Source organism: Ideonella lacteola (genome assembly GCF_038066555.1).
Classification (GTDB): domain Bacteria; phylum Pseudomonadota; class Gammaproteobacteria; order Burkholderiales; family Burkholderiaceae_C; genus Ideonella; species Ideonella lacteola.
Genome location: NZ_JBBUTG010000005.1, coordinates 404,429 through 425,099, shown reverse-complemented (window position 1 = coordinate 425,099; position 20,671 = coordinate 404,429). Strand labels below are relative to the sequence as shown.

The window sequence follows — 20,671 nt, the reverse complement described above, 5'->3', positions numbered from 1 at the left end:
CATGCCTGGTCGACGTTCCGCCGTCGGCTTCACGCTGATCGAGCTGCTGGTCGTGCTCGCCATCCTTGCCTTGCTGCTGACCATCGCGGTGCCGCGCTACTTCCACAGCGTCGACGCGGCCAAAGAATCGGTTCTTCGCGAGAACCTCCGCGTGACCCGGGAGGCCATCGCTCATTTCCGGGGTGATCTCGGCCGCTATCCCGATTCCCTGGACGACCTGGTGGCGCGCAAGTACCTGTCGATGTTGCCGATGGACCCGATCGCCAACTCGAACATCGGCTGGGAGCTGATCGCGCCGACCGATGCGGTGAAGGGCAGCGTCGCCGACTTGCGAAGTGGTGCGCTCGGCACCGCGCGCGACGGCACGGCCTTTCGCGACTGGTGATGGTGCCTGCCCGGGTTCGACGATGGTCCCGCCGCGCCGAATTGGGCGTGGCCTACCTGGCTGTCATGATGGCAGTGGCCATCATCGGCCTCTCGGCCGCCTACACGGTCAGCGCCGGGGCGTCGCTGGCGCAGCATGACGCCGAAGAAGAACTGCTGGCAATCGGGCTGGACTTCCAGCGCGCCTTGCAACGCTATGCGGCGGCCACCCCGGTCGGTACGCCGCGGGCGCCGACCGACCTTGAGTCTTTGTTGAAGGATCCGCGGCAGCCGGGCGTACAGCGCTACTTGCGGCAGATCCCCGTCGACCCGCTTACCGGCCAGCGCGACTGGGTGATCGTGCGGAACCCGCAGAACCTGATTGTCGGACTGCACAGCGCGTCGGCACGTAAGCCGCTGAAGGTGACCGGATTCGCGCCGGCCCTGTCCCTGCTCGAAGGCGAGCGCGAGACTTACGAGGCGTGGGTCTTCAGGGGGCCTGTGCCCTAACGTCCTGTCCAACCGCGTGCAGAGCTTAGGGCCTTCGTGGCCGCCGCATTAGCACATCTGCGCGCTTCGTGTTCTGGCACACTCGCGCGCTTTCCCGCTTAGCCTGAACCGGTCTGTCTGTCTTGGAAAAGATCCTGTTGCAAATTGCCGCCGAACTGAAGGTTCGGCCGGCCCAAGTGAACACCGCTGTCCAACTGCTGGATGGCGGCGCGACGGTGCCCTTCATCGCCCGCTACCGCAAAGAGGCGACCGATGGGCTGGATGACACCCAACTGCGTGAGCTGGAATCGCGCCTGGGTTACCTGCGAGAGCTGGAAGAGCGCCGTGCGGCGGTGCTCAAGAGCATCGAAGAGCAGGGCAAGCTGACGCCGGAGCTGCGTGCCGCCATCGAGACGGTGCCGACCAAGCAGGAGCTCGAGGACCTGTACCTGCCGTACAAGCCCAAGCGCCGTACCAAGGGCATGATCGCCAGAGAGGCCGGCATCGAGCCCTTGGCCGACAAGCTGTTCGCCGATCCCTCGCTCGACCCTCAGGCCGAGGCGACAGCCTTCGTCAACGCCGAGGCTGGCTTCGCCGACCCCTACGCGGTGCTGGACGGTGTGCGCGACATACTTTCCGAGCGCTGGGCCGAAGATGCTGGCCTGGTGGGCAAGTTGCGCGAATGGTTGTGGGACGAGGGGCTGTTCCAGTCCAAGCTGATGGACGGCAAGGACACGAACAACGCCGACGTGGCCAAGTTCCGTGATTACTTCGAGTACGACGAGCCGATCCGTACCGTGCCGTCGCACCGCGCCCTGGCGGTTTTCCGCGGCCGAACGCAGGAGATCCTCGACGCCAAGCTGATCCTCGATGAAGAGGTGGTGCCGGGGCAGCCGACGCTGGCCGAGGGCCGGATCGCGCATCACCTGGGATGGAGCCACTCGAAGCGTGCGGGTGACGAACTGATCCGCAAGTCCATCGCCTGGACCTGGAAGGTCAAGCTGTCGATGAGCCTGGAACGCGATCTCTTCGGCCGCCTGCGCGAAGAGGCCGAGAAGGTGGCGATCAAGGTGTTCAGCGAGAACCTGCGCGATCTGCTGCTGGCCGCACCGGCCGGCAAGCGGGTGGTGATGGGCCTGGACCCGGGCATCCGCACCGGCGTGAAGGTGGCGGTGGTCAGCGATACCGGCAAGGTGCTTGACACCCACACCGTTTACCCGCACGAACCCCGCAATGATTGGGAAGGCTCCATCCACACCCTGGGGCGGCTGTGTGCCACCCACGGTGTGAACCTGATCGCCATCGGCAACGGAACCGCCAGCCGTGAAACCGACAAGCTGGCGGCCGATCTCATCAAGCGCATCCAGCAACTGGCGCCGGGCACCCACATCGAGAAGGTGGTCGTCAGTGAGGCTGGCGCATCGGTCTACTCGGCATCGGAATTCGCCTCGAAGGAGCTGCCGGATCTGGACGTGTCACTGCGCGGCGCCGTGTCGATCGCACGACGTTTGCAGGACCCGCTTGCCGAGCTGGTCAAGATCGAGCCCAAGAGCATTGGCGTGGGCCAGTACCAGCACGACGTGAACCAGAGCGAGTTGGCTCGCACGCTGGACGCGGTGGTCGAAGACTGCGTGAACTCGGTCGGTGTCGATCTGAACACGGCATCCGCACCCTTGCTGGCCCGCGTGTCCGGCTTGTCGAATGCTGTGGCCAACAGCATCGTGCGGTGGCGCGATGCCAACGGCGCGTTTCGCAATCGCCAGCAGTTGCTGGAGGTGGCGGGGCTCGGCGCCAAGACCTTCGAGCAGGCCGCGGGCTTCCTGCGCATCCGCGGCGGTGACAACCCGCTCGATCTTTCCGGTGTGCACCCCGAGACCTATCCGGTCGTTCAGCGCATGCTGGACAAGCTGCAGCGTCCGGTGGCCGAGGTGATGGGCAAGAGCGACGTGATCCGCACGCTGAAGCCCGAAGCCTTCGCCGACGAGAAGTTCGGCGCCATCACGGTGAAGGACATCCTGGCCGAGCTGGAGAAACCAGGCCGCGATCCGCGCCCGGACTTCAAGGTGGCGCGCTTCAACGATGGCGTTGAAGACATCAAGGACCTGCAGCCGGGCATGGTGCTCGAGGGGACCGTGAGCAACGTGGCGCAGTTCGGTGCCTTCGTCGACCTGGGCGTGCACCAGGACGGCCTGGTGCACGTGAGCCAGTTGTCGAACAAGTTCGTCAACGACGCTCGCGAGGTCGTCAAAACCGGCGACATCGTCAAGGTGAAGGTGCTCGAGGTCGATTTGCCTCGCAAGCGCATCTCGCTCACCATGAAGCTCGATGCAGCGCCCTCGCAAAAAGGGCAGGGGCGTGGCGACAACAGCTTCCGCCCCCCGGCTCGTGGTGAGCGACCAGGCTCGTCCCGCGGCCAGGAGCCGGCCGGCCAAAACGCCATGGCTGCGGCGTTCGCGAAGCTGCAGCGGCGTTGACTTTGCCCGGCAGCCCCCTGGTTCTCGGGGGGCGCCTGCGAACGTGGCGTTCCAGCCCCATCGTAAAATGATCGATTGACCTGCCAGCCGGGCCGGCCACACGCACGGCCAGGCAACAGACCGTTACACCGCTGTACGGGTGACGACACGGCAAGGGGGGAATGCGATGATGACAGCTGAAAACGCCATGACACAAGTGCCTTCTGCCGCCGATCAGGCCGGGCTTGAACGCGAGCTGGCCGAGCTCTGCGTGAGTGCACTCAACCTCGAACAGGCGCCAGAGAGCATCGACCCGGTCGAGCCGCTGTACGGCGACGGGCTGGGCCTCGATTCGATCGACATCCTCGAACTGGCGCTCGAAGTCTCGCGCAAGTATGGTTTCGAGTTGCGCTCCGATGATGAGCGCAACCATGAGATCTTCCGTTCGCTGCGCACGTTGGCCTCCCACGTCGCAGCCCACCGCACACGCTGAAGCACGGGGTGTGTGATGTGGCGCCTGGTGTTGTCGGCGCTGTCGTTGGCCTTCTATGCATGGCTGGCGCACTGGCTCATGGTGAACGCGCCGGATTCACCCTGGGCGCTGGCTTGGCTGCTGGGCCCGCCGCTGGTGATGGCGGCTGGCCTCGCGGCGGCTCGCCGACGGTGGCGGACGCTGGCCCTGTCGGGTTCCGCGCTCGCAGCACTCGGCTGGCTCATGGCCAAGGGTGGCCTTGGTGATGTGCAGAGGCTGTATGTCTTGCAACATGCGCTCATCAACGGAGCGATCGGCACCGTGTTTGCGGCCACGCTTCGGGCGGGCCGTGTGCCGATGATCACGTCGGTGGCCCTCAAGGTGCACGGCGGCCAGATGCAGGCGGCCAAGTTCCCCTACACCCGGCGGGTGACCGAAGCCTGGGTCGCCTACTTTTTTGGCGTGGTGCTGCTGTCGCTGCTGCTCTACGGCTTTGCCAACTGGGCGGTGTGGTCGGCGTTCGCCAACTTCGTCACGCCACTTCTGGCCGGTGCGCTTCTGGTGGGCGAATGGCGTCTGCGCTACTGGTTGCACCCTGAGTTCGAGCGCGTCCCGATCAGCGTGGCGATTCGTGCCTTTCGCGAGCCGGGCGGGGCGGTGTCGCAACGATGAATGCCGTGATGCCGCTGTGGTCGGCGCGTGACCTGGATGCACCGCTGGCGTGGTGTGCCGGGGCGCCGATCAGCGCGCGCCAGTTTCTCGCCGACGTGGCGATCGTCGCCGCGCGGTTGCCGGTGCCGGCACGGGTGATCAACTTGTGCTCCGATCGTTACCGGTTCGCGGTGGCGTTGGCGGCGGCCTGGTCGCGTGGCCTCGTCTGCTTGCTTCCCCCCAATGCCATGCCGGAAACGTTGGCCCAGTTGGCCGACGGCGACCATCCGTTGGTGGCGTTGGTGGACGATGCCGGTTTGTCGCTGCCGGGTATTCCGATGCAGCACGTCGTGGCGCCGGAGGCGAACCGGGCCGTTGGCGATGTGCCCACCCTGCCGCTTGACGCCGAGGTCGCGTGTCTGTTGACCTCGGGCTCCACCGGCCGGCCTCAGCCGCACAGCAAGCGATGGGGGGCTTTGATTAGCAACATCGGTGCCGAGGCGGCCCGACTGGCGCACCTGCTGCAACGCCCTGATCTTCAGGGGCTGACCATCGTCGCCTCGGTGCCTCCTCAGCACAGCTATGGCTTCGAGTCGACGGTGCTGCTGGCGCTGATTGGCGGGGCGGTGATGGACAGCGGGCGGCCGTTCTATCCCGCCGATATCGCCGACGCCCTGGCGCGCGTGCCACGCCCTCGCGCGCTGGTCACCACGCCGTTCCATCTGAAGACCTTGCTCTTGTCGGGTGTGAGCCTGCCGCCAGTGGATTTGATCCTGAGTGCCACGGCGCCGTTGTCGCCGCAGCTCGCGCAGCAGGCCGAGCAGTTGCTGGGGGGCGTGCTGGTCGAGATCTACGGTTGTACCGAGGCCGGCCAGGTGGCCAGCCGTCGCACCAGCGAAGGGGACACCTGGACGACCTTGGGCGACTTGCGCATCCGCAGCGAGCGCGTGGCCGAGGGCGAGCAGTATGTCGTCGAAGGCGGGCATGTGCTGGAGCCGACGCCGCTCGCCGATGTGCTGGTGCTGGAGGATGATCGACGTTTCCGCCTGCTGGGCCGGGCGAACGACCTGATCCATGTGGCGGGCAAGCGAAGCTCGTTGGCCTTCCTGAACTTCCAGCTCAACCGCGTGGCCGGCGTTCAGGACGGTTGTTTCTGGATGCCGGACGACGTGGTCGAGGGCGTGGTACGTCCGATCGCCTTCGTGGTGGCGCCCGATGTGACCGCGGCGCAGGTGATCTCGGGCCTGCGCGGGCTGCTCGAGCCCGCTTTCGTGCCGCGCAAGGTGGTGCATGTGGATGCCTTGCCGCGCGAAGCCACCGGCAAGCTCACGGCGCAGACGCTGCGAGCCTTTGCGCTGCAGCACCTGCCTACGGGCACGGGCCAGGCGGGGGCGGCACGGTGACCTCCGCACCACGCAGCCTCCAGGTGGAGCGCCGGCTCTCATGCCGGCATCCCTCGCTGGCCGGCCACTTCCCCGGGAAGCCGGTGTTTCCGGGCGTGGTGCTGCTGGCAGAAGTCATGGAGGTCGCGCTGGATGACCCACCATCGGCAGTGCGACTGGGCGACACCCCGCGCGTCGAGGCGGTCAAGTTCATGTCGCCCGTGCTCCCCACTGATCAGCCGGACGTGGTGATCGTTGTGGTGCTGAAGGAGGCCGCGAACGGTGTCGACTTCGAAGTGCACAGCGGCGAGCGGGTCGCGGTGCGCGGCCAGTTGCGGTGCATGAAGCCATGAGCGGCGCAGACACTTCGTCGTCAGACTGGAGCCAGACTCGTGAGCGCAGCAACGCGCTCGCGCTGCGCATCATCAGTTGGGTGGCTGTGCACGGGGGGCGTCGTGCGGCCCGAGTGCTGTTGTGGCCGATCACCGCCTACTTCCTGTTGTTCGCTGCCTCGGCGCGCCGCCATTCGGCGCGCTACCTCGCGCGCGCACTGGGGCGGGCGCCGACATGGCGCGACCAGTGGCGGCACTTCCACACCTTCGCCTCCACCGTGCTCGACCGGGTGTACTTTCTCCGCGAAGCCTCGGATTGTTTCGATCTGACGATCACGGGCACGCCTGAGCTGAAGCGTGCGCTGGAGGCCGGACACGGCGCGTTCCTGGTCGGTGGGCATCTGGGCAGCTTCGAGGCGCTGGCGGCGGCGGGGCGGTCGCAAGGGTGCTCGAACATCGCGATGGTGATGTACCCCGACAACGCGCGCATGATCAATGCGGCGCTCCAGGCCATCGCGCCGCAGTTCGAGATGCGCATCATCCCGTTGGGGCAGCGTGGAACCACGCTGGCGATCCGAGACTGGCTCGATGAAGGTGGGCTGGTCGGGTTGTTGGCCGATCGCACCTTGCCAGGGGCCGGGCAGCGAGACACGGTGCACCGACTGCCCTTTCTCGGTCGAAGTGCGCCATTCGCCGATGGCCCGTTCCGGCTGGCGCAGGTGCTTCGGCGCCCGGTGTTCTTCATGGCCGGTCTCTACAATGGCGGCCGCGCCTACGATGTCCGATTCGAGTTGCTGGCCGACTTCAGCGTGCCGGCGGTGGATGCAGCCGATCGCCACGCTCAGGTGCAGACGGCCGTCGAAGCCTATGCGGCGCGCCTGGAAGCCCTTTGCGCCGAGGCGCCGTACAACTGGTTCAACTTCCATGATTTCTGGCTTGAGGACGGCCATGCTGTCGGTGGTCGCGATGCTGGCGTGGGTGCCGGCGGCGCAGGCGATCGAGCTGGCCGAAGTGATGGAGCAATTGGCTCGCACCACGTCGGGTGAGGCCAAGTTCGTCGAGCAACGCCATGTGCAGGGGCTGTCCAAGCCGCTGCAGTCCAGCGGTACCTTGAGTTTCACGGCCCCCCATCGCTTCGAGCGGCGCACCTTGGAGCCCAAACCCGAGGCGATGATCGTCGACGGCAACCAGGTCACCTTGTCGCGTGGCGGACGCAGCCGACAGATGACGCTGGACGCGGTGCCCGAAATGGCGTTGATGGTCGAGGCGATACGCGGCACGTTGAACGGCGATACCGCGGCGCTACGACGCTCGTTCAAGCCGATCGTCAGCGGCAGCCTGGCGCAATGGAGCGTGCAGCTCGAGCCCCAGGATGCCCGGCTGGCGGCCCAGCTCAGCTACATCCAGCTGAGTGGTCGGCGCGGCGAGTTGCGGGCGGTTGAGGTTCAGATGGCCGACGGCGACCGGACGCTGATGAGCATCGAGCCTGTCGAGCGCACCCCAGCGCCCAAGTGATGCAGGGGTGGCTGCCTGGCGCGCAGCGTCGCGCCGCCTGGGCCTTGGGGCTGTGGCTGATCGCCATGCTGTGGGGCGTCTGGGTGGTCACGCGCAGTCACTTCACGGCCGACATGTCGGCCTTTCTGCCCGCCAGCCCCAACGCGGCCCAGCAGGTGCTGATCGAGCAGATCCAACGTGGCGCCCCGGCCCGCACCGTGCTCATCGGCATATCCGGGGGCGACGAGGCCGCGCGTGCCCAGGCTTCGATGGCGTTGGCGCGTGCGTTACGGGCCAGCGGGCTGTTCGAGCAGGTGCAGAACGGCGAGCGCGGCGACTGGGCCGCCAGCGCCCGTTGGTTGGTCGACAGGCGCTATCTGCTCAGCCCCGCGGTGGTGCCGCAGCGCTTTGGGGCCGATGGGCTGGCCGAAGCGATCGACGACACCCTCTCGCTTCTGGGCACGCCGGCTGGTGCCGTGGTGAAACCTTTGCTGCAGCGCGATCCGACCGGTGAGACGCAGCACATCGTCGAGAACCTGATTCCGGCTCGTGCGCCCAAGGTGGCTGACGGTGTATGGATGTCGCGCGAAGCGCCACGCGCCGTGCTGTTGGCCAGTGCCTTGGCGGCGGGCAGCGACCTCGATGCGCAGGCGCACATGCTGCAGCGCATTCGAGATGAGTTCGTGCCCTGGGCAAAGGATGGCTTGACGCTGCAACTCAGCGGGGCGCCGGTCTTTGCCGTGCAAAGCCGGGCGCAAATCGAGCATGAGGTCCATTGGCTGTCCGCCTGGTGCACGCTGCTGGTCGGCGGGCTGTTGTGGGTGGCGTTCGCCTCCGGGCGCGCATTGCTCGCGGCCGCCTTGCCGGTGTTGGCTGGCGTGATGGCCGGCGTGGTGGCGGTCAGCCTCGGCTTTGGCACCGTTCACGGCATGACTCTGGGCTTCGGCAGCACGCTGATCGGCGAGGCGGTCGACTATGCGATTTACTACCTGATCCAGGCGCACGCCGGGGTGGCCGCCGGGGATCCGCACGGCCAAGGCTGGCGCAGGTGGTTGCGTTCGAGTTGGCCAACCGTCAAGTTGGGCCTGCTGACATCGCTGTGCGGCTTCGCGGCGCTGACCTTCTCGGGGTTCCCGGGCCTGGCCCAGCTCGGCGTGTTTTCGATGGCGGGCTTGGTGGCGGCCACGGTCACCGCGCGGTGGGTCTTGCCGGCGCTGTTGCCCGATGGCGCTGCAGCGCAAGGCTGGCGCATCAGCCTGGGCCGCTGGACCGCGGCCGCCATGCCACAGTGGCGCCGCAGCCGCTGGTGGTGGCTCGGCCTGTCGATGGCGGCCGCACTGGTACTTTGGCGCGCCCCAGAACCGCTGTGGCGCGGCGACCTGACCGCGCTCAGCCCGGTGTCGCCCGCGGCCCTCGCGCTGGATGCAGAACTGCGTTCGGATCTGTCCGCCGACGATGGCGGATGGCTGGTGCTCGTGCGTGGCGACGGTGAAGAGCAGGCGCTGCAGCGCGCAGAAGCCGCCACCGAGGTGCTGGACCGGTGGATCGACGAGGGGCGACTGCTGGGCTACGACAGCCCCACCCGGGTCCTGCCGAGCGTGAGCACCCAAGCCCAACGCCAAGCCAGCCTGCCGGAGCCGGTGGCGCTGCGTCAGGCCGTCGAACGGGCGACCCGCGACAGCCCGTTGAGCGCTTCCAGCCTCAATGCCTTCCTCAGCGACGTCGAATCGGCTCGCCAGGCGGCGCCGGTGCGTCGGGCCGACCTCAACGGCACGGCCTTTGCGCCGATGGTCAATGCGATGCTGCTGGACCGCGACGATGGTTCGGTCACCGCTCTGATCACGGTACACCCCGCGAGCGGGCAGACGTTGGAAGGGGCAGCGCTGCAGCAGGCGCTGAGCGGTGTACCCGGCGCGCACGTGCTCGCACTGAAACAGGAGCTGGACGGCCTCTACCAAGGCTATCTGCACGAGGCGATGTGGCAATCGTCGCTGGGTGCGTTGGCGGTGGTGGCCTTGCTGGGCTTGTGGCTTCGCAGCGTGTCGAGGTTGATCCGCGTGGCCATGCCGTTGGCGTTGGCCGTGGTGCTGTGCCTGGCTGGGCTGCACCTGTCCGGCGCGGCCCTGGGCGTGCTGCACCTGGTGGGCCTGTTGTTGGTCGTGGCATTGGGGTCGAACTACGCTTTGTTCTTTGACTCGCCTGGTGGTGGGCCGGATGGTCAGGCGCTGGACGCCAGTGCGCTCTCGTCGCTGTGCCTGGCCAACCTGACGGCGGTCTTGTCCTTTGGGTTGATCGCCTGCTCCGAGATTCCTGCGCTCTCGGCCATCGGGCAGGTGGTGGCGCCGGGGGCGCTGTTGGCGCTGCTGATCTCGGCCGCTTTCGCCAAGCCGGGATCCGCCCCGTCGTCTGACGGCTGATGGACCCCTGTGGGACAATTCGGCGACCCCTGGAAAGACCCCCAAGCGCTGGTCGCCGGGCCCGATGCCGCCGATGCTCCTCGCACTTGACCAACGCTTGCGTTTCACCTTGCCCTCTCGCCTGACCTGGTTCTTGCGAGCCACGCTGGCCCTGCATGTGCTGGCCGTCTTCACCGTGTGGTGGTGGCCGGTGGGTGTGCTCGCGGCACTGGTGCTGAACCACGCGTTGATCGTCGCGGCCACGCTGTGGCCTCGCAGCACCTGGCTGGGGCCGAACCGGTGTCGCTTGCCGGCGGCCGCCGCGAGCCGCGGCGAGCTGGCCATCACGATCGACGATGGCCCCGATCCTGAGGTCACCCCGCGTGTGCTCGAGTTGCTGGAATCGCTCGGCCTGACCGCCAGCTTCTTCTGCATCGCCGACCGTGTGGCCGCGTACCCGGAACTGGCCCGCGACATCGTGGCGCGTGGCCATGACATCCAGAACCACACCGCTTCCCACCGACACACGTTCTCCTTCCTGGGCCCGCGTGCCTACCTCGCCGAGGTCGAGCGGGCGCAGCAGATCATCGAGCGGGTGACGGGCCATCGACCGACGTGTTTTCGCGCCCCGGCAGGCTTCCGCAACCCGTTCCTCGCCCCGGTGCTGGCCGCGGCGGGCCTTGAGCTGGTGAGTTGGACACGTCGTGGCTTCGACACCCGAGAGGCCGATGCAGAACGTGTGCTCGGCCGTTTGACGCGTGGCTTGCGGGGCGGTGACATCTTACTGCTGCATGACGGCCACGCCGCCCGTGACGGCTCTGGCCAGCCCGTCATCTGCGCGCTGTTGCCGGCGCTGGCCGCGCGTTGCCGACAAGCCGGCTTGAAAACGGTGCGCTTGTCTGACGCGCTTGTCTGACGCCCTGGCCTGACGCGACGCCACGATGGGCAACGAGAACGATATGGATGTGACCTGGCATTCGCTTCACGAACAAGCCTGCCGCCCCTACCGACAGGCGGGCCGGTTCGCCTGGCACTTCGCCCGCGGCAAGCTGGGCCGCGATCCCGTGTTCAGGGGCATCCTCGAGCGCGGTCTGCTGCCCGAACGGGCCCATGTGCTGGACCTCGGGTGTGGGCAGGGGCTGCTGGCCAGCCTGCTGGCCACGATCGACGAACACGTCCGACATCGGCGGCCATGGCCGGAGGCCTGGGGCAGGGCACCTGCACACACCCGCTACACCGGGGTCGAGTTGATGCCGCGAGACGTCGAGCGGGCGCAGCGCGCCCTGGCCAGCGCGAACCCCGATGCCGCGTTCATCTGCGGAGACATCCAGAAGGTGGCGCTGCCCGATTGCGACGTGGTCGTGATCCTGGACGTGCTGCACTACTTTCCACATGCCGGGCAAGTGGCCGTGCTGCAAAGCATCCGCCAGGCGCTGTCGCCTCGCGGGCGATTGCTGCTGCGAGTGGGCGACGCGGCGGATCGCCGCCGCTTCCGGATCAGCCAGTGGGTGGACCGCGCTGCCGCGTGGAGCCGCGGCCACCAGGTGGCCCCCACCTTTTGCCGCACGCTCGACGACTGGCGCCAGTTGCTGCAGGGCTTGGGTTTCAGCCTCACGTCCTTGCCCATGAGCCAAGGCACCCCTTTTGCGAATGTGTTGCTGGTGGCCGATCTCGGCCGGCCGGCGGGAGACCACGCATGACGAGATGGCCCGTGGCCACCTACACCATGACGAGCGCGCTGGGCGGCGGCGTGCAGGCCCACGAACAGGCCCTGCGTGTCGGCCGCAGCGGCTTGCGGCTGCAGCGTTTCGAGACCGCCCATTTCGAAGCCTGGCTCGGGCTGGTCGACGGTGTGGACGATGTCGCGATGCCCGAGGGCCTGCAGGATTTCGACTGCCGCAACAACCGGCTCGCCTGGCTGGGGCTGCAGGCGGACGGCTTCCTGGCGCGTGTCCAGCAAGCCGTGCGCCGCTATGGCGCGCACCGTGTGGGCGTGTTCATGGGCACCAGCACCTCGGGCATCCTGCAGACCGAGCAGGCCTACCGCGCGCGCGATCCGCAGACGGGCGCGCTGCCGTCCAGCCTGCACTATCCGGAAACGCACAACACGGGCTCGTTGTCCCGCTTCGTCCAAGCCGCGCTGGGCTTGAGCGGGCCGGCCTGGTCCGTGTCCACCGCTTGCTCGTCGGGCGCCAAGGCGTTCGGCAACGCAGAACGATTGCTGTCGCTCGGGTTGATCGATGCAGCGGTGGTCGGCGGCGTCGATTCGCTCTGCCTGACCACGCTGTACGGCTTCAACTCCCTGGAACTGGTGTCACCCGACATCTGCCGGCCCTGGGATGCCGGCCGTCGCGGCTTGTCTCTGGGCGAAGCCGCTGCGTTCGCACTGCTTGAGCGCGACGCAGACCGGCCCGTGGCGTGGCTGCGCGGTGTCGGCGAAAGCAGCGACGGCCACCACATGAGCTCGCCCTTGCCCGATGGCAGTGGTGCCGCGATGGCAATGCGCCAAGCGCTCGAACGGGGTGGCGTCGACGCGAACGAGGTGGGCTACGTGAACCTGCACGGTACCGCCACGCCCAACAACGACGCTGCGGAGGACCAGGCGATGCAAGCCGTCTTCCCGCACGTGCCCTGCAGTTCCACCAAGGGCGCCACCGGCCACACGCTGGGCGCCGCGGGAGCGTTGGAAGCGGGCTTTGCGATGGTGGCACTTCAAACGGGCTACTTGCCCGGGGGCAGCACCTTGCTGCAACCCGATCCTGCGTTGAAATCACACTACCTGCGCGAGGGCCGGGACGCCGCTCCGCGGCTGGTCGCCAGCAATTCTTTCGGTTTCGGCGGGACCAACACCTGCCTGCTCTTCGAGGCTGCCGCATGAGCGCCGTCAAGGTTGTCGGTCTCGGTCTCTTGGGCCCCGGGCTGCCGGGGTGGCAGGCCAGCGCCCCGCTGCTTCGTCAGCAGGGGGCGTGGCAGCCTGCACCCACGGTGCTGCCGCCTCCGGCGCGCCTGCCTGCCGCCGAACGCCGGCGAAGCGGGGCCATCGTGAAGCTCTCCCTGGCCGTGGCAGACGAAGCCCTGGCCATGGCACAGGCGCGATGCGGGCTGGCGATCGAGCCCGGGCGCCTCGCCACGGTCTTCACCTCGTCGAGTGGCGATCCATCGAACTGCCATGCGCTCTGCGAAGCGCTGGCGCAGCCGGATCGCGCGGTGTCGCCGACGCGGTTCACCAATTCGGTCCACAACGCGACGGCGGGGTATTGGCACATTGCCACCCAGTCTCGGGCGCCGTCCACCAGCCTGTGTGCTTACGACGCCAGTTGGGCGGCGGGCTTGTTGGAGGCCTATGCCCAATGCCTGGCGGCACAGTCGCCGGTGCTGTTGGTGGCTTCTGACACGCCGTACCCGGAACCGATGCACGCCTTGCGCCCCATGCCGGACGCCTTCGCGATCGCGGTGTTGCTCGCTCCTCCCGGAACCAGTCCCCAAGGTGCCGAACTGCGGCTGACGGTCAGCCAGCAGAAAACGGCGCCCAGCCCGGTGTCCGATCCGGGCCTGGAGACGCTGTGCCGCAGCGTGCCCGCCGCCCGCGGGTTGCCGCTGTTGCAGGCGCTGGCGTGCGGCCCCTCGGCGAATCTCTCGTTCGACGGGTTTTCCGAGGCGTCACTGAGTCTGGCCCTCATGCCTGGAGATCCTTGGTGAGTGCCGAGCCCTTGATGGATGCGGCTGGCATCGCACAACGGATCCCGCATCAAGGACGAATGGCCTGGCTCGACGGCCTGCTGGAATGGTCGGACGATCACATCGTCTGCCGTGCGAGCAACCACCAGGACCGAGACCACCCGCTGCGCACGGCCCGAGGCCTGCTCGGCGGCGCCGCCATCGAGTACGCAGCGCAGGCCATGGCCTTGCACGGCGCGCTGTGCGCGCAGGCCGCGGGCTCGGCCGACTCGTCTTCACCCGAGCCCGGCTTTTTGGCCAGCGCTCGCAGCGTGCAGCTGGGGGTGTGGCGGCTGGACGATGTCGCCGGCCCCCTCCGGGTCGAGGCCCGACGCTTGGCGGGCGATGACCGCCAGTTGCTCTACCAGTTCCACGTGGCGGGCGCTTCGGGCATCGTCGTGGCCGAAGGCCGAGCCACGGTGGTCCTCAACACACCTTTGGCGATGAAATGACTTCCACACTGAACGGCAAGCGAGCGCTGATCACGGGTGCCAGCGGCGCGTTGGGCGCAGCGATGGCGCGCCGCCTGGCGCGCGACGGCGCCACCTTGCTGCTGCACGCCAACAGCCGACCTGAGGCGGTGCAGGGGCTGGCAGACGAGATCACCCAGGCGGGGGGCTCGGCGCAGACCTTCGTGTTCGATGTGACCGATGCTGAAGCGAGCCGACAGGCCGGCGAGCGCATGCTGGCGGACGGCCCCGTTCAAATCATCGTCAACAACGCCGGCGTGCACGACGATGCCGTGTTTCCGGGCATGCGGGCCGATCAGTGGCACCGGGTGATTGACGTGTCGTTGAACGGCTTTTTTAACGTCACCCAGCCGCTGCTGCTGCCGATGCTGCGCACGCGCTGGGGCCGTGTGGTGAACATGTCATCGGTGGCCGGCCTGATGGGCAATCGGGGGCAGGTGAACTATGCAGCGGCCAAGGGCGCGCTCAACAGCGCCACCAAGGCGCTGTCGCTCGAGGTGGCGGCGCGTGGCGTCACAGTGAATGCGGTGGCACCAGGCATCATCCAATCCCCCATGGCCGATGCCGTGTTCGACCCCAAGGCGGTGGCCGAGCTCGTGCCGGCCAAGCGCCCCGGGACGCCAGACGAGGTGGCCGCCTTGGTGGGCTTCCTGTGCAGCACGGAGGCCGGCTACATCACCGGGCAAGTGATCTCGATCAACGGCGGGATGGCGTGACACCCCATCGGTAGCGTCTTGGGCACGACCGTGTCGAAGGTTGCCAGACCTAACTTGCCAGATTGGTGGTCTTTTGCGCGACCAGCCACCGAGGGCGGATGGGGTGCGGTGACCGCGCTGAATGTCAACGCTGGAAGGGCGGGCTGCCCGTCAGCCGTTTGGCGATGAGCAGCGGCAGCCGCACGGCGAATTCGAGCATCAGCCGCGTGTGCATCCAGGTGAGCAGCACGTTGTCGCGGCCGTAGCGAAAGTGCGAGACGCCGCCTTCGTCGGCGCTCAGGTACTTGACCGGGGCATCCTGGTTGATCGGCTTGACGCCACGCCAGGCCAGGCGGACGACGGCCTCCGTGTCGAAATCGAAGCGCCGCATCCAAGGCTGGCGCTTCATCACGCCGATCAGGGGTTCGATCGGGTAGACCCGAAAGCCGTACAGCGAGTCGGCCACGCCAGCGCCGAGCGTCTCCAGGTTGGTCCACCAGTTGGAGACGCGGCGGCCGCGCACGCGAAGCAGCGGGGCACTGGCGTCGAAGATCGGCTTGCCGAGGATCATCGATTCAGGGCGCTGCTGTGACTGCGCCATGAACGCAGGGATCAGGGCGGCCGGATGTTGGCCGTCGGAATCCATGGTCAGCGCATGCGTGTAGCCGGCGGCTCGCGCCATCTCCAGCCCATGCAGAACGGCCGCGCCCTTGCCTTGATTGACGGGAAGTTCGATCAAGCGCAAGCCCGGGTCGGCCGCGGCCATGGCGCGCAGCGGCTTTTGGCTCTCATCGGTGCTGCCGTCGACGATCACCCACACGGGGTTCCATTGAGCGCGGGCGCCTCGAACGGTGCTGACCAACGTGGCCCCCGTGTTGAAGCTGGGGATGAGCACCAGGTGCGTTCGCGAAGCGGTGGGCTGCGGTGTCGACGACATGAGGGTCAGGTGGTCCGCGCCGGATCGGCGGCCAGGCTTTCGGCGAAGTAGGTTTGGATCTCCGTCAGCTGCGCGGCCGGGTCGGCCGAGGGGGCAAAGCGCTTGCCCAGGCGCACGGAGAACGCGATGGGCAGCGGCGGCAGGCGCCACAGCGGCCAGCCCTTGCTGAGGTACGGTGATTCGGTGTCGATGAACACCGTTTGGATGGGCGCGTTGGCCAGTTTGGCGATGAGCGTGAAGCCGGGCCGGAAGTCGTTCACCGGGGGGCGCACCGTGCGCGTCCCTTCGGGAAAGAGCACCAGTTGCCCGCCTTCCTTCAGGTCATTCACCGCGTGACGCACCATGCTTCGCGCCGAATCGTTCTGGATGTAGCGCGCCAGCTTGGCGCCTGGCCCGAGGAACGGGTTGCGCATCAGGCTGGCCTTCATCACGCAGACACTGCGCGGCAGGCGAGCGACCAGCATCAGGGCATCCAGCATGCTGGGGTGATTGGCCACGAAGATCACGCCGCGCTCGTCTCGCAACGGGTCGAGCGCAGTCGCGTCCATTTTCAGCAACCCCGAGGCGTTGGCCACGTTCCAGAACAGGCCGTAGCCGCGAGAAATACCGGCGCGGCCGATCGCCATTCCACGGCGCCGAGGCAACAGCGGGTAGAGGAGGGCGGCAATGACGTTCCAGACCAGCGAGATCAAGCCGAGAAACAGCAGCTGCAAGTACAGCAGCGTCAGCATCACGGGTTGCAACAGCCAGTGGTTCACAAGCAAGGCGCGCGAGCGCGATCAATCGACGGCGGGTACCAGCGTCGAGGAGCGGGCGAAAACCCAGGTCACCGCCACACCGGCGGAGAACTGCTGGCGCTCGCGCACCAAGGGGCTGTCGGCCATGGCCGTGCCGGCCACCCGATCTGCCTTGACGAACAGACCGAGCCACGCATCCCCGAACTGTCGCGACAGTGCCGCGGTGGCCTGCCAACCAGCGTAGCCGCCCCGAGAACGGAACCCCGGTCGATCCGCGGTGATATCGGGGCCGGTCACGTCGTAAAAGTAGGCATGGAAGCGCCGATCGGCGAACAGGGGGCCCGCCAACAGCCCCACGTTCCAGTCATTCCAGCGCTGGTCCAGATTCAGGTGCGGGTTGCTCACCCAGCCAATGTGCCGCGGCGAGCCCTCCAGCGTGAAAGCCGCACGCACAGGCCAGCGCAGATCGAGGCGATGGTCGTCGGCGCGAAGCAGGGTGTAGTTCCAGACCGGGCCGATCTCGACCGTTGGCTTCAGATCAGCCATGCCCTGGCGGGCGCGATTGTCTTCACTGCGCGTCGGCGCACTGGCCGCCAGGCTGAGGTTCAGCTCCTGGCGGTCGCCATCGAACAGGGTGGCGCGCGCGCCGTCGCGGTCGGCTTTCAGCAGATCGCCCCGGTACACCGCATACGGCACGGGCAGCAGCCAAGTGTGTGACTGATCCGAACCACGATAGTGAGGCAGTTGCAGTGCACCGATGCCAACGCCCAGTTCCCACAGCGGCTTGTCGTCGGCGGCCTGGGCGCTGGCCGCCATCGCCAGCGACCCCACTGCCACGCCGGCCGCTTGTCGCAGCCAGACTTTCACGGAGCGCCGCATCAGCTGAGAGCCCCAGGTGCGGTGGCGTGGGCCTCGACTTCGAGCAGCAGATCGCCCCGGCAGATGTCAGCCTGGACGTAGATGGCTTGACGGGCGGCCAACGAGTCTGCCCCGACGCCGGCTTCGAAGCAGCGCTTGACATCGTCGATGTGAGAGGCATGCCGCACGTACACCGTGCAGACCAGATCGGACAAGCTGTAGCGTGCCGTGCCGCGCTCGTGGGCAGCGCCCATGACGGCTTCCAGGTTGCGCAAGGTCTCTTCCATCTGCTTCGGGACATCGCCGGGATGCACGCTGGCGCTGCCCACGATGCTGGCAGTGCCGGAAATCAGGAGGGTGGTTTCCTGGGAAGAGCTCGGCACCAGCACGGCGCGAGAAAAGGTGGGGCTGCGCGGCCCGAATTCGGCTGGGTACCGCCAAGCCGGCACCTGGCGGGGGTTCTCGAGGGGCACGGGGGCCACACGACCGGCCAGAAAGCGGATTCGCATGGGGCCGCCGAAGGTGCCCAGGGCGCAGGCGGCGGGCGCGCCCGCAAAGGCATCGCGGTGGGCATTCAAGAACGCCTGTTGCCGGCCGAGGTTGAACTGGCGATAGCGCTCGAGGCCCAACTGCTCGCGGTTGATGCTGGGCAGATAGTTCCACAGGCGCAACAGGTGGGGCACCTCGGCCGTCTCGAGGGCCTGGAAGATGTTTGCGTAGGTGCGTTCCGTGAGATTGTCGAGCGGCCCCTCGCCTTCGGCGAGGGTGCTGTCGTAGGCGCCAAACAGCCATTGCCCATCGGTGGCCCAGCGCACCTCGCCCGTCTGGCCATGGCGCACATCGGCGTCGACGAGCCAGCCGTCGATTTCACGCGAGTTGATCGACAGGGAAGGCAGGTCGGATTCGGCCATCATCGGCGGTGCCGCGCGATCCAGGCGTTGGTAGGCCACACCGCCAAGCAGCCGAGCAGACCGCGCCAGTGGCCAGCCTGCTTGGGCATCAGGCAACCTCTGGGCGCGCAGCGCACTGGTACGAGGCAAGGCGCTCATGACGCCGCATCCAGCACGTTTTCGCCGCGCAGCGCCCCGACGTCACGGATGTTGGCACGACGCTGGCGCCAGGTGCGAAACGCACGCGGCAGGTTGAGCAATTGGCTGACGTAGTAAATGACCCGGAACATCCGCAACGAACGCCAGATGGGCGTCTTGCCATAGATGTCGCCAGCCAGCAGCGAGAGCACCGCCTCCTTCACCCGCCAAGGATTGGCGGGATGCATGAAGAGATTGCGAATCGTCGGGTTGGTCACACGGAAGATGAACCAGCAGAACTCGCGCGGCCCCTTGGTCATCATGGCCTCGTAGGCCCGGCGGGCGCGCGGGGCCTCGGCCGGCCGGTCGAGCCGGGCGGCGATGACGTTGACGGCCTCGAAAGCGCCTTGCATGGCAAGGTACACACCCGAAGAGAACACCGGATCGACGAAGGTGTACGCGTCGCCCACCAGCAAGAACCGATCGCCCGAGCAGAGCGTGCTGCGGTACGAATAATTGCCGGTCGCGTGCACGGCGTTGTCGACCATCTGGGCGTTGGCCAGGCGGGCCTGCAATTGCGGGCACAGCGCGACCGTGTCGGCGAAGAACTCTTGCAGGGGCTTGTCGCGCGTTTTCAGGTAGTGCGGCCAGCAGACGGCGCCGATGCTCGTGGTGCCATCGGCCAAGGGGATCATCCAGAACCAACCATGCTGGAACCAGAAGATGGTGATGTTCCCTTCCTTCTTGCCTGGAAGGCGCTGCACGCCGGTGTAGTGAGCGAACAGAGCTGCGCTGTTGTGCTCGGGCATCTTGCGTTTGGCGCCCATCTGCGAGGCCAGCAAGGTGTCGCGGCCAGAGGCATCGACGACAAACGCGGCGCGCCAGTGGCGTTCACTGCCGTCGTCGCAGCGGCCGATGACATGGGCACCTTCGGCATCGAATTCGACGTTTCGGATGCGGCAGCCTTCCAAGGTCTCGGCGCCGCAGCGCCCGGCGTGGCGGAACATGAGCTCATCGAGCTCCGAACGCCGCACCTGCCATGAGTAAGGCATCGACTTGTCCCAGGCATCGCCGAACTCGAGAAAGCTCTGGTGTGCGTGGTCGGGCGACACAAATTCGATGCCCCACTTGGGCATGCCGATGCGCTCGACCTCTTCGCGGATGCCGAGCTGGTCGAACAGCGCGACATTGGCGGGAAGCAGCGATTCACCGATGTGAAAGCGCGGGTGATGAGCCTTTTCGACCATCACCACCCGCCGCCCCTGTCGGGCCAGCAGCGCGGCGGCGGTCGATCCGGCGGGGCCGCCGCCGATGACCAGCACGTCACAGGTGGTGGTCATCGGGGCCGTTGGCGATGGCGGGGTCCCGTTCATGTGGCGTCCTGATCCCTGCAGAACACCAGGTGGTCGTACTTCATTCTTCTGGCTTGGTCGCGGTGTATTCAGAAAAGATGCCCAACTCGACGTGGCGGTTCACGTCGATGAAGCCGGCGGAACGCAGCTCCGCCATCACCGTTTCAGGCGATATGCAGGCCTCGATCGTGTCCCAGTAGTAGCGCCACAGCAGTGAGGTGTCGGCGCCTCGGCTCACGAAGCGTGCAATGGTCGGCACCAACAAGCGCATGTAAGCCTTCAGCAGCCACAGCGCCCATCGTGTCTCGGGCCGGGTGATCTCCAGAACGAGCAGCCGCCCGCCTGGTTTCAGCACGCGAAAGAATTCTCGGAACGCGGGCCGCACGTCACTCAGGTGGCGCAATGCGTAGCCCATGCTGAGAAAGTCGGCGGCTCGGTCCGGGCGAGGGATCGACTCGGCAAAGCCGCGAAACAGTTGGATCCCTTGCAGACCATACTGGCCGAGCATGCCAGGGCTGGGATCCACGCCGACCACCTGACCAGACGCACCCACGATGCTCAAGGCTTCGCGGGCCACCAGGCCGGTGCCGGTGCCGACGTCCAGCACATGCTGGCCCGGTTGCAGCTTCGCACGCAGGAGGGCTTGCCGTCGATACCAGGGGCCACTGCCAAGCGCCAGGATGCGCTCGATGCGGTCGTAGTCGATCGCCGTGCTGTCGAAGATGTTCTGCACGAACTCCCGGTGTTGGTCCGCCTGGCTGTAGTACTCGGTCAGCGGCGCATGCGGCCGCAGGGCTTCTGCGCCTGGCGTGGCCGGGTGGTGGCGTGAGTTCATCCCACAATTA

The 20,671-nt window shown here is 67.2% G+C and carries 22 protein-coding genes; 16 read left to right on the top strand and 6 right to left on the bottom strand.

The window, feature by feature from the left end:
* Position 1 precedes the first annotated feature (1 nt).
* The 16 genes from AACH06_RS11980 (at position 2) to fabG (ending at position 14,935) form a co-directional block, all read left to right on the top strand.
* On the top strand, positions 2 to 385 hold the full coding sequence (locus AACH06_RS11980; RefSeq protein ID WP_341425914.1) for a type II secretion system protein: 384 nt from the start codon (positions 2 to 4) through the stop codon (positions 383 to 385).
* Positions 386 to 432: 47 nt separating this feature from the next.
* Complete coding sequence (locus AACH06_RS11975; protein WP_341425913.1) at positions 433 to 873, top strand: type II secretion system protein; 441 nt, start codon at positions 433 to 435, stop codon at positions 871 to 873.
* A gap of 122 nt (positions 874 to 995) precedes the next feature.
* Positions 996 to 3,326, top strand: a complete 2,331-nt coding sequence (locus AACH06_RS11970) for a Tex family protein (RefSeq protein ID WP_341425912.1) — start codon at positions 996 to 998, stop codon at positions 3,324 to 3,326.
* A gap of 187 nt (positions 3,327 to 3,513) precedes the next feature.
* Positions 3,514 to 3,798: a phosphopantetheine-binding protein gene (locus tag AACH06_RS11965; protein WP_341425911.1), complete on the top strand. Its 285-nt coding sequence runs from the start codon at positions 3,514 to 3,516 to the stop codon at positions 3,796 to 3,798.
* A gap of 15 nt (positions 3,799 to 3,813) precedes the next feature.
* Positions 3,814 to 4,449, top strand: coding sequence for a COG4648 family protein (locus tag AACH06_RS11960; protein WP_341425910.1), 636 nt, complete (start codon positions 3,814 to 3,816; stop codon positions 4,447 to 4,449).
* Between the two features lie 8 nt (positions 4,450 to 4,457).
* Positions 4,458 to 5,831 (top strand): AMP-binding protein, encoded by a 1,374-nt coding sequence (locus AACH06_RS11955; RefSeq protein WP_341425909.1) that lies wholly within the window; start codon positions 4,458 to 4,460, stop codon positions 5,829 to 5,831.
* Positions 5,828 to 6,163: an ApeI family dehydratase gene (locus AACH06_RS11950; protein WP_341425908.1), complete on the top strand. Its 336-nt coding sequence runs from the start codon at positions 5,828 to 5,830 to the stop codon at positions 6,161 to 6,163. Before AACH06_RS11955 ends, AACH06_RS11950 begins: the two co-directional genes overlap by 4 nt.
* Entirely contained in the window at positions 6,160 to 7,188 is a 1,029-nt protein-coding gene (locus AACH06_RS11945; RefSeq protein ID WP_341425907.1) for an LpxL/LpxP family acyltransferase, read from the top strand. The genes AACH06_RS11950 and AACH06_RS11945 overlap by 4 nt, the downstream gene beginning before the upstream one ends.
* Complete coding sequence (locus tag AACH06_RS11940; RefSeq protein ID WP_341425906.1) at positions 7,091 to 7,657, top strand: LolA-related protein; 567 nt, start codon at positions 7,091 to 7,093, stop codon at positions 7,655 to 7,657. Before AACH06_RS11945 ends, AACH06_RS11940 begins: the two co-directional genes overlap by 98 nt.
* Positions 7,657 to 10,053 carry an MMPL family transporter gene (locus AACH06_RS11935; protein WP_341425905.1) on the top strand — a complete coding sequence of 799 codons (2,397 nt, stop codon included), beginning with the start codon at positions 7,657 to 7,659 and terminating at the stop codon, positions 10,051 to 10,053. The genes AACH06_RS11940 and AACH06_RS11935 overlap by 1 nt, the downstream gene beginning before the upstream one ends.
* A gap of 73 nt (positions 10,054 to 10,126) precedes the next feature.
* Positions 10,127 to 10,948, top strand: coding sequence for a polysaccharide deacetylase family protein (locus tag AACH06_RS11930; protein WP_341425904.1), 822 nt, complete (start codon positions 10,127 to 10,129; stop codon positions 10,946 to 10,948).
* Positions 10,949 to 10,991: 43 nt separating this feature from the next.
* The gene (locus tag AACH06_RS11925) at positions 10,992 to 11,732 is read left to right on the top strand and encodes a class I SAM-dependent methyltransferase (RefSeq protein WP_341425903.1); all 741 of its coding nucleotides are present in this window, start codon (positions 10,992 to 10,994) and stop codon (positions 11,730 to 11,732) included.
* Positions 11,729 to 12,910, top strand: a complete 1,182-nt coding sequence (locus AACH06_RS11920; RefSeq protein WP_341425902.1) for a beta-ketoacyl-[acyl-carrier-protein] synthase family protein — start codon at positions 11,729 to 11,731, stop codon at positions 12,908 to 12,910. Before AACH06_RS11925 ends, AACH06_RS11920 begins: the two co-directional genes overlap by 4 nt.
* The gene (locus AACH06_RS11915) at positions 12,907 to 13,731 is read left to right on the top strand and encodes a beta-ketoacyl synthase chain length factor (RefSeq protein ID WP_341425901.1); all 825 of its coding nucleotides are present in this window, start codon (positions 12,907 to 12,909) and stop codon (positions 13,729 to 13,731) included. Before AACH06_RS11920 ends, AACH06_RS11915 begins: the two co-directional genes overlap by 4 nt.
* 14 nt (positions 13,732 to 13,745) lie before the next feature.
* Positions 13,746 to 14,201 carry a hotdog family protein gene (locus AACH06_RS11910; protein WP_479723919.1) on the top strand — a complete coding sequence of 152 codons (456 nt, stop codon included), beginning with the start codon at positions 13,746 to 13,748 and terminating at the stop codon, positions 14,199 to 14,201.
* Positions 14,198 to 14,935, top strand: coding sequence for a 3-oxoacyl-ACP reductase FabG (gene fabG, locus AACH06_RS11905; protein WP_341425899.1), 738 nt, complete (start codon positions 14,198 to 14,200; stop codon positions 14,933 to 14,935). The genes AACH06_RS11910 and fabG overlap by 4 nt, the downstream gene beginning before the upstream one ends.
* A 124-nt stretch (positions 14,936 to 15,059) precedes the next feature.
* Here fabG and AACH06_RS11900 read toward each other — a convergent pair whose 3' ends face one another.
* The 6 genes from AACH06_RS11900 to AACH06_RS11875 form a co-directional block, all read right to left on the bottom strand.
* The gene (locus AACH06_RS11900; RefSeq protein ID WP_341425898.1) at positions 15,060 to 15,851 is read right to left on the bottom strand and encodes a glycosyltransferase family 2 protein; all 792 of its coding nucleotides are present in this window, start codon (positions 15,849 to 15,851) and stop codon (positions 15,060 to 15,062) included.
* Between the two features lie 5 nt (positions 15,852 to 15,856).
* Positions 15,857 to 16,609 carry a lysophospholipid acyltransferase family protein gene (locus AACH06_RS11895; protein ID WP_341425941.1) on the bottom strand — a complete coding sequence of 251 codons (753 nt, stop codon included), beginning with the start codon at positions 16,607 to 16,609 and terminating at the stop codon, positions 15,857 to 15,859.
* A gap of 21 nt (positions 16,610 to 16,630) precedes the next feature.
* Positions 16,631 to 17,455 carry a MipA/OmpV family protein gene (locus AACH06_RS11890; protein WP_341425897.1) on the bottom strand — a complete coding sequence of 275 codons (825 nt, stop codon included), beginning with the start codon at positions 17,453 to 17,455 and terminating at the stop codon, positions 16,631 to 16,633.
* Between the two features lie 11 nt (positions 17,456 to 17,466).
* Positions 17,467 to 18,495 carry a chorismate transformation FkbO/Hyg5 family protein gene (locus AACH06_RS11885; protein ID WP_341425896.1) on the bottom strand — a complete coding sequence of 343 codons (1,029 nt, stop codon included), beginning with the start codon at positions 18,493 to 18,495 and terminating at the stop codon, positions 17,467 to 17,469.
* Positions 18,492 to 19,814 carry an NAD(P)/FAD-dependent oxidoreductase gene (locus tag AACH06_RS11880; protein WP_341425895.1) on the bottom strand — a complete coding sequence of 441 codons (1,323 nt, stop codon included), beginning with the start codon at positions 19,812 to 19,814 and terminating at the stop codon, positions 18,492 to 18,494. Before AACH06_RS11880 ends, AACH06_RS11885 begins: the two co-directional genes overlap by 4 nt.
* Positions 19,815 to 19,887: 73 nt before the next feature.
* Positions 19,888 to 20,661 (bottom strand): class I SAM-dependent methyltransferase, encoded by a 774-nt coding sequence (locus AACH06_RS11875; RefSeq protein ID WP_341425894.1) that lies wholly within the window; start codon positions 20,659 to 20,661, stop codon positions 19,888 to 19,890.
* Positions 20,662 to 20,671: the final 10 nt, after the last annotated feature.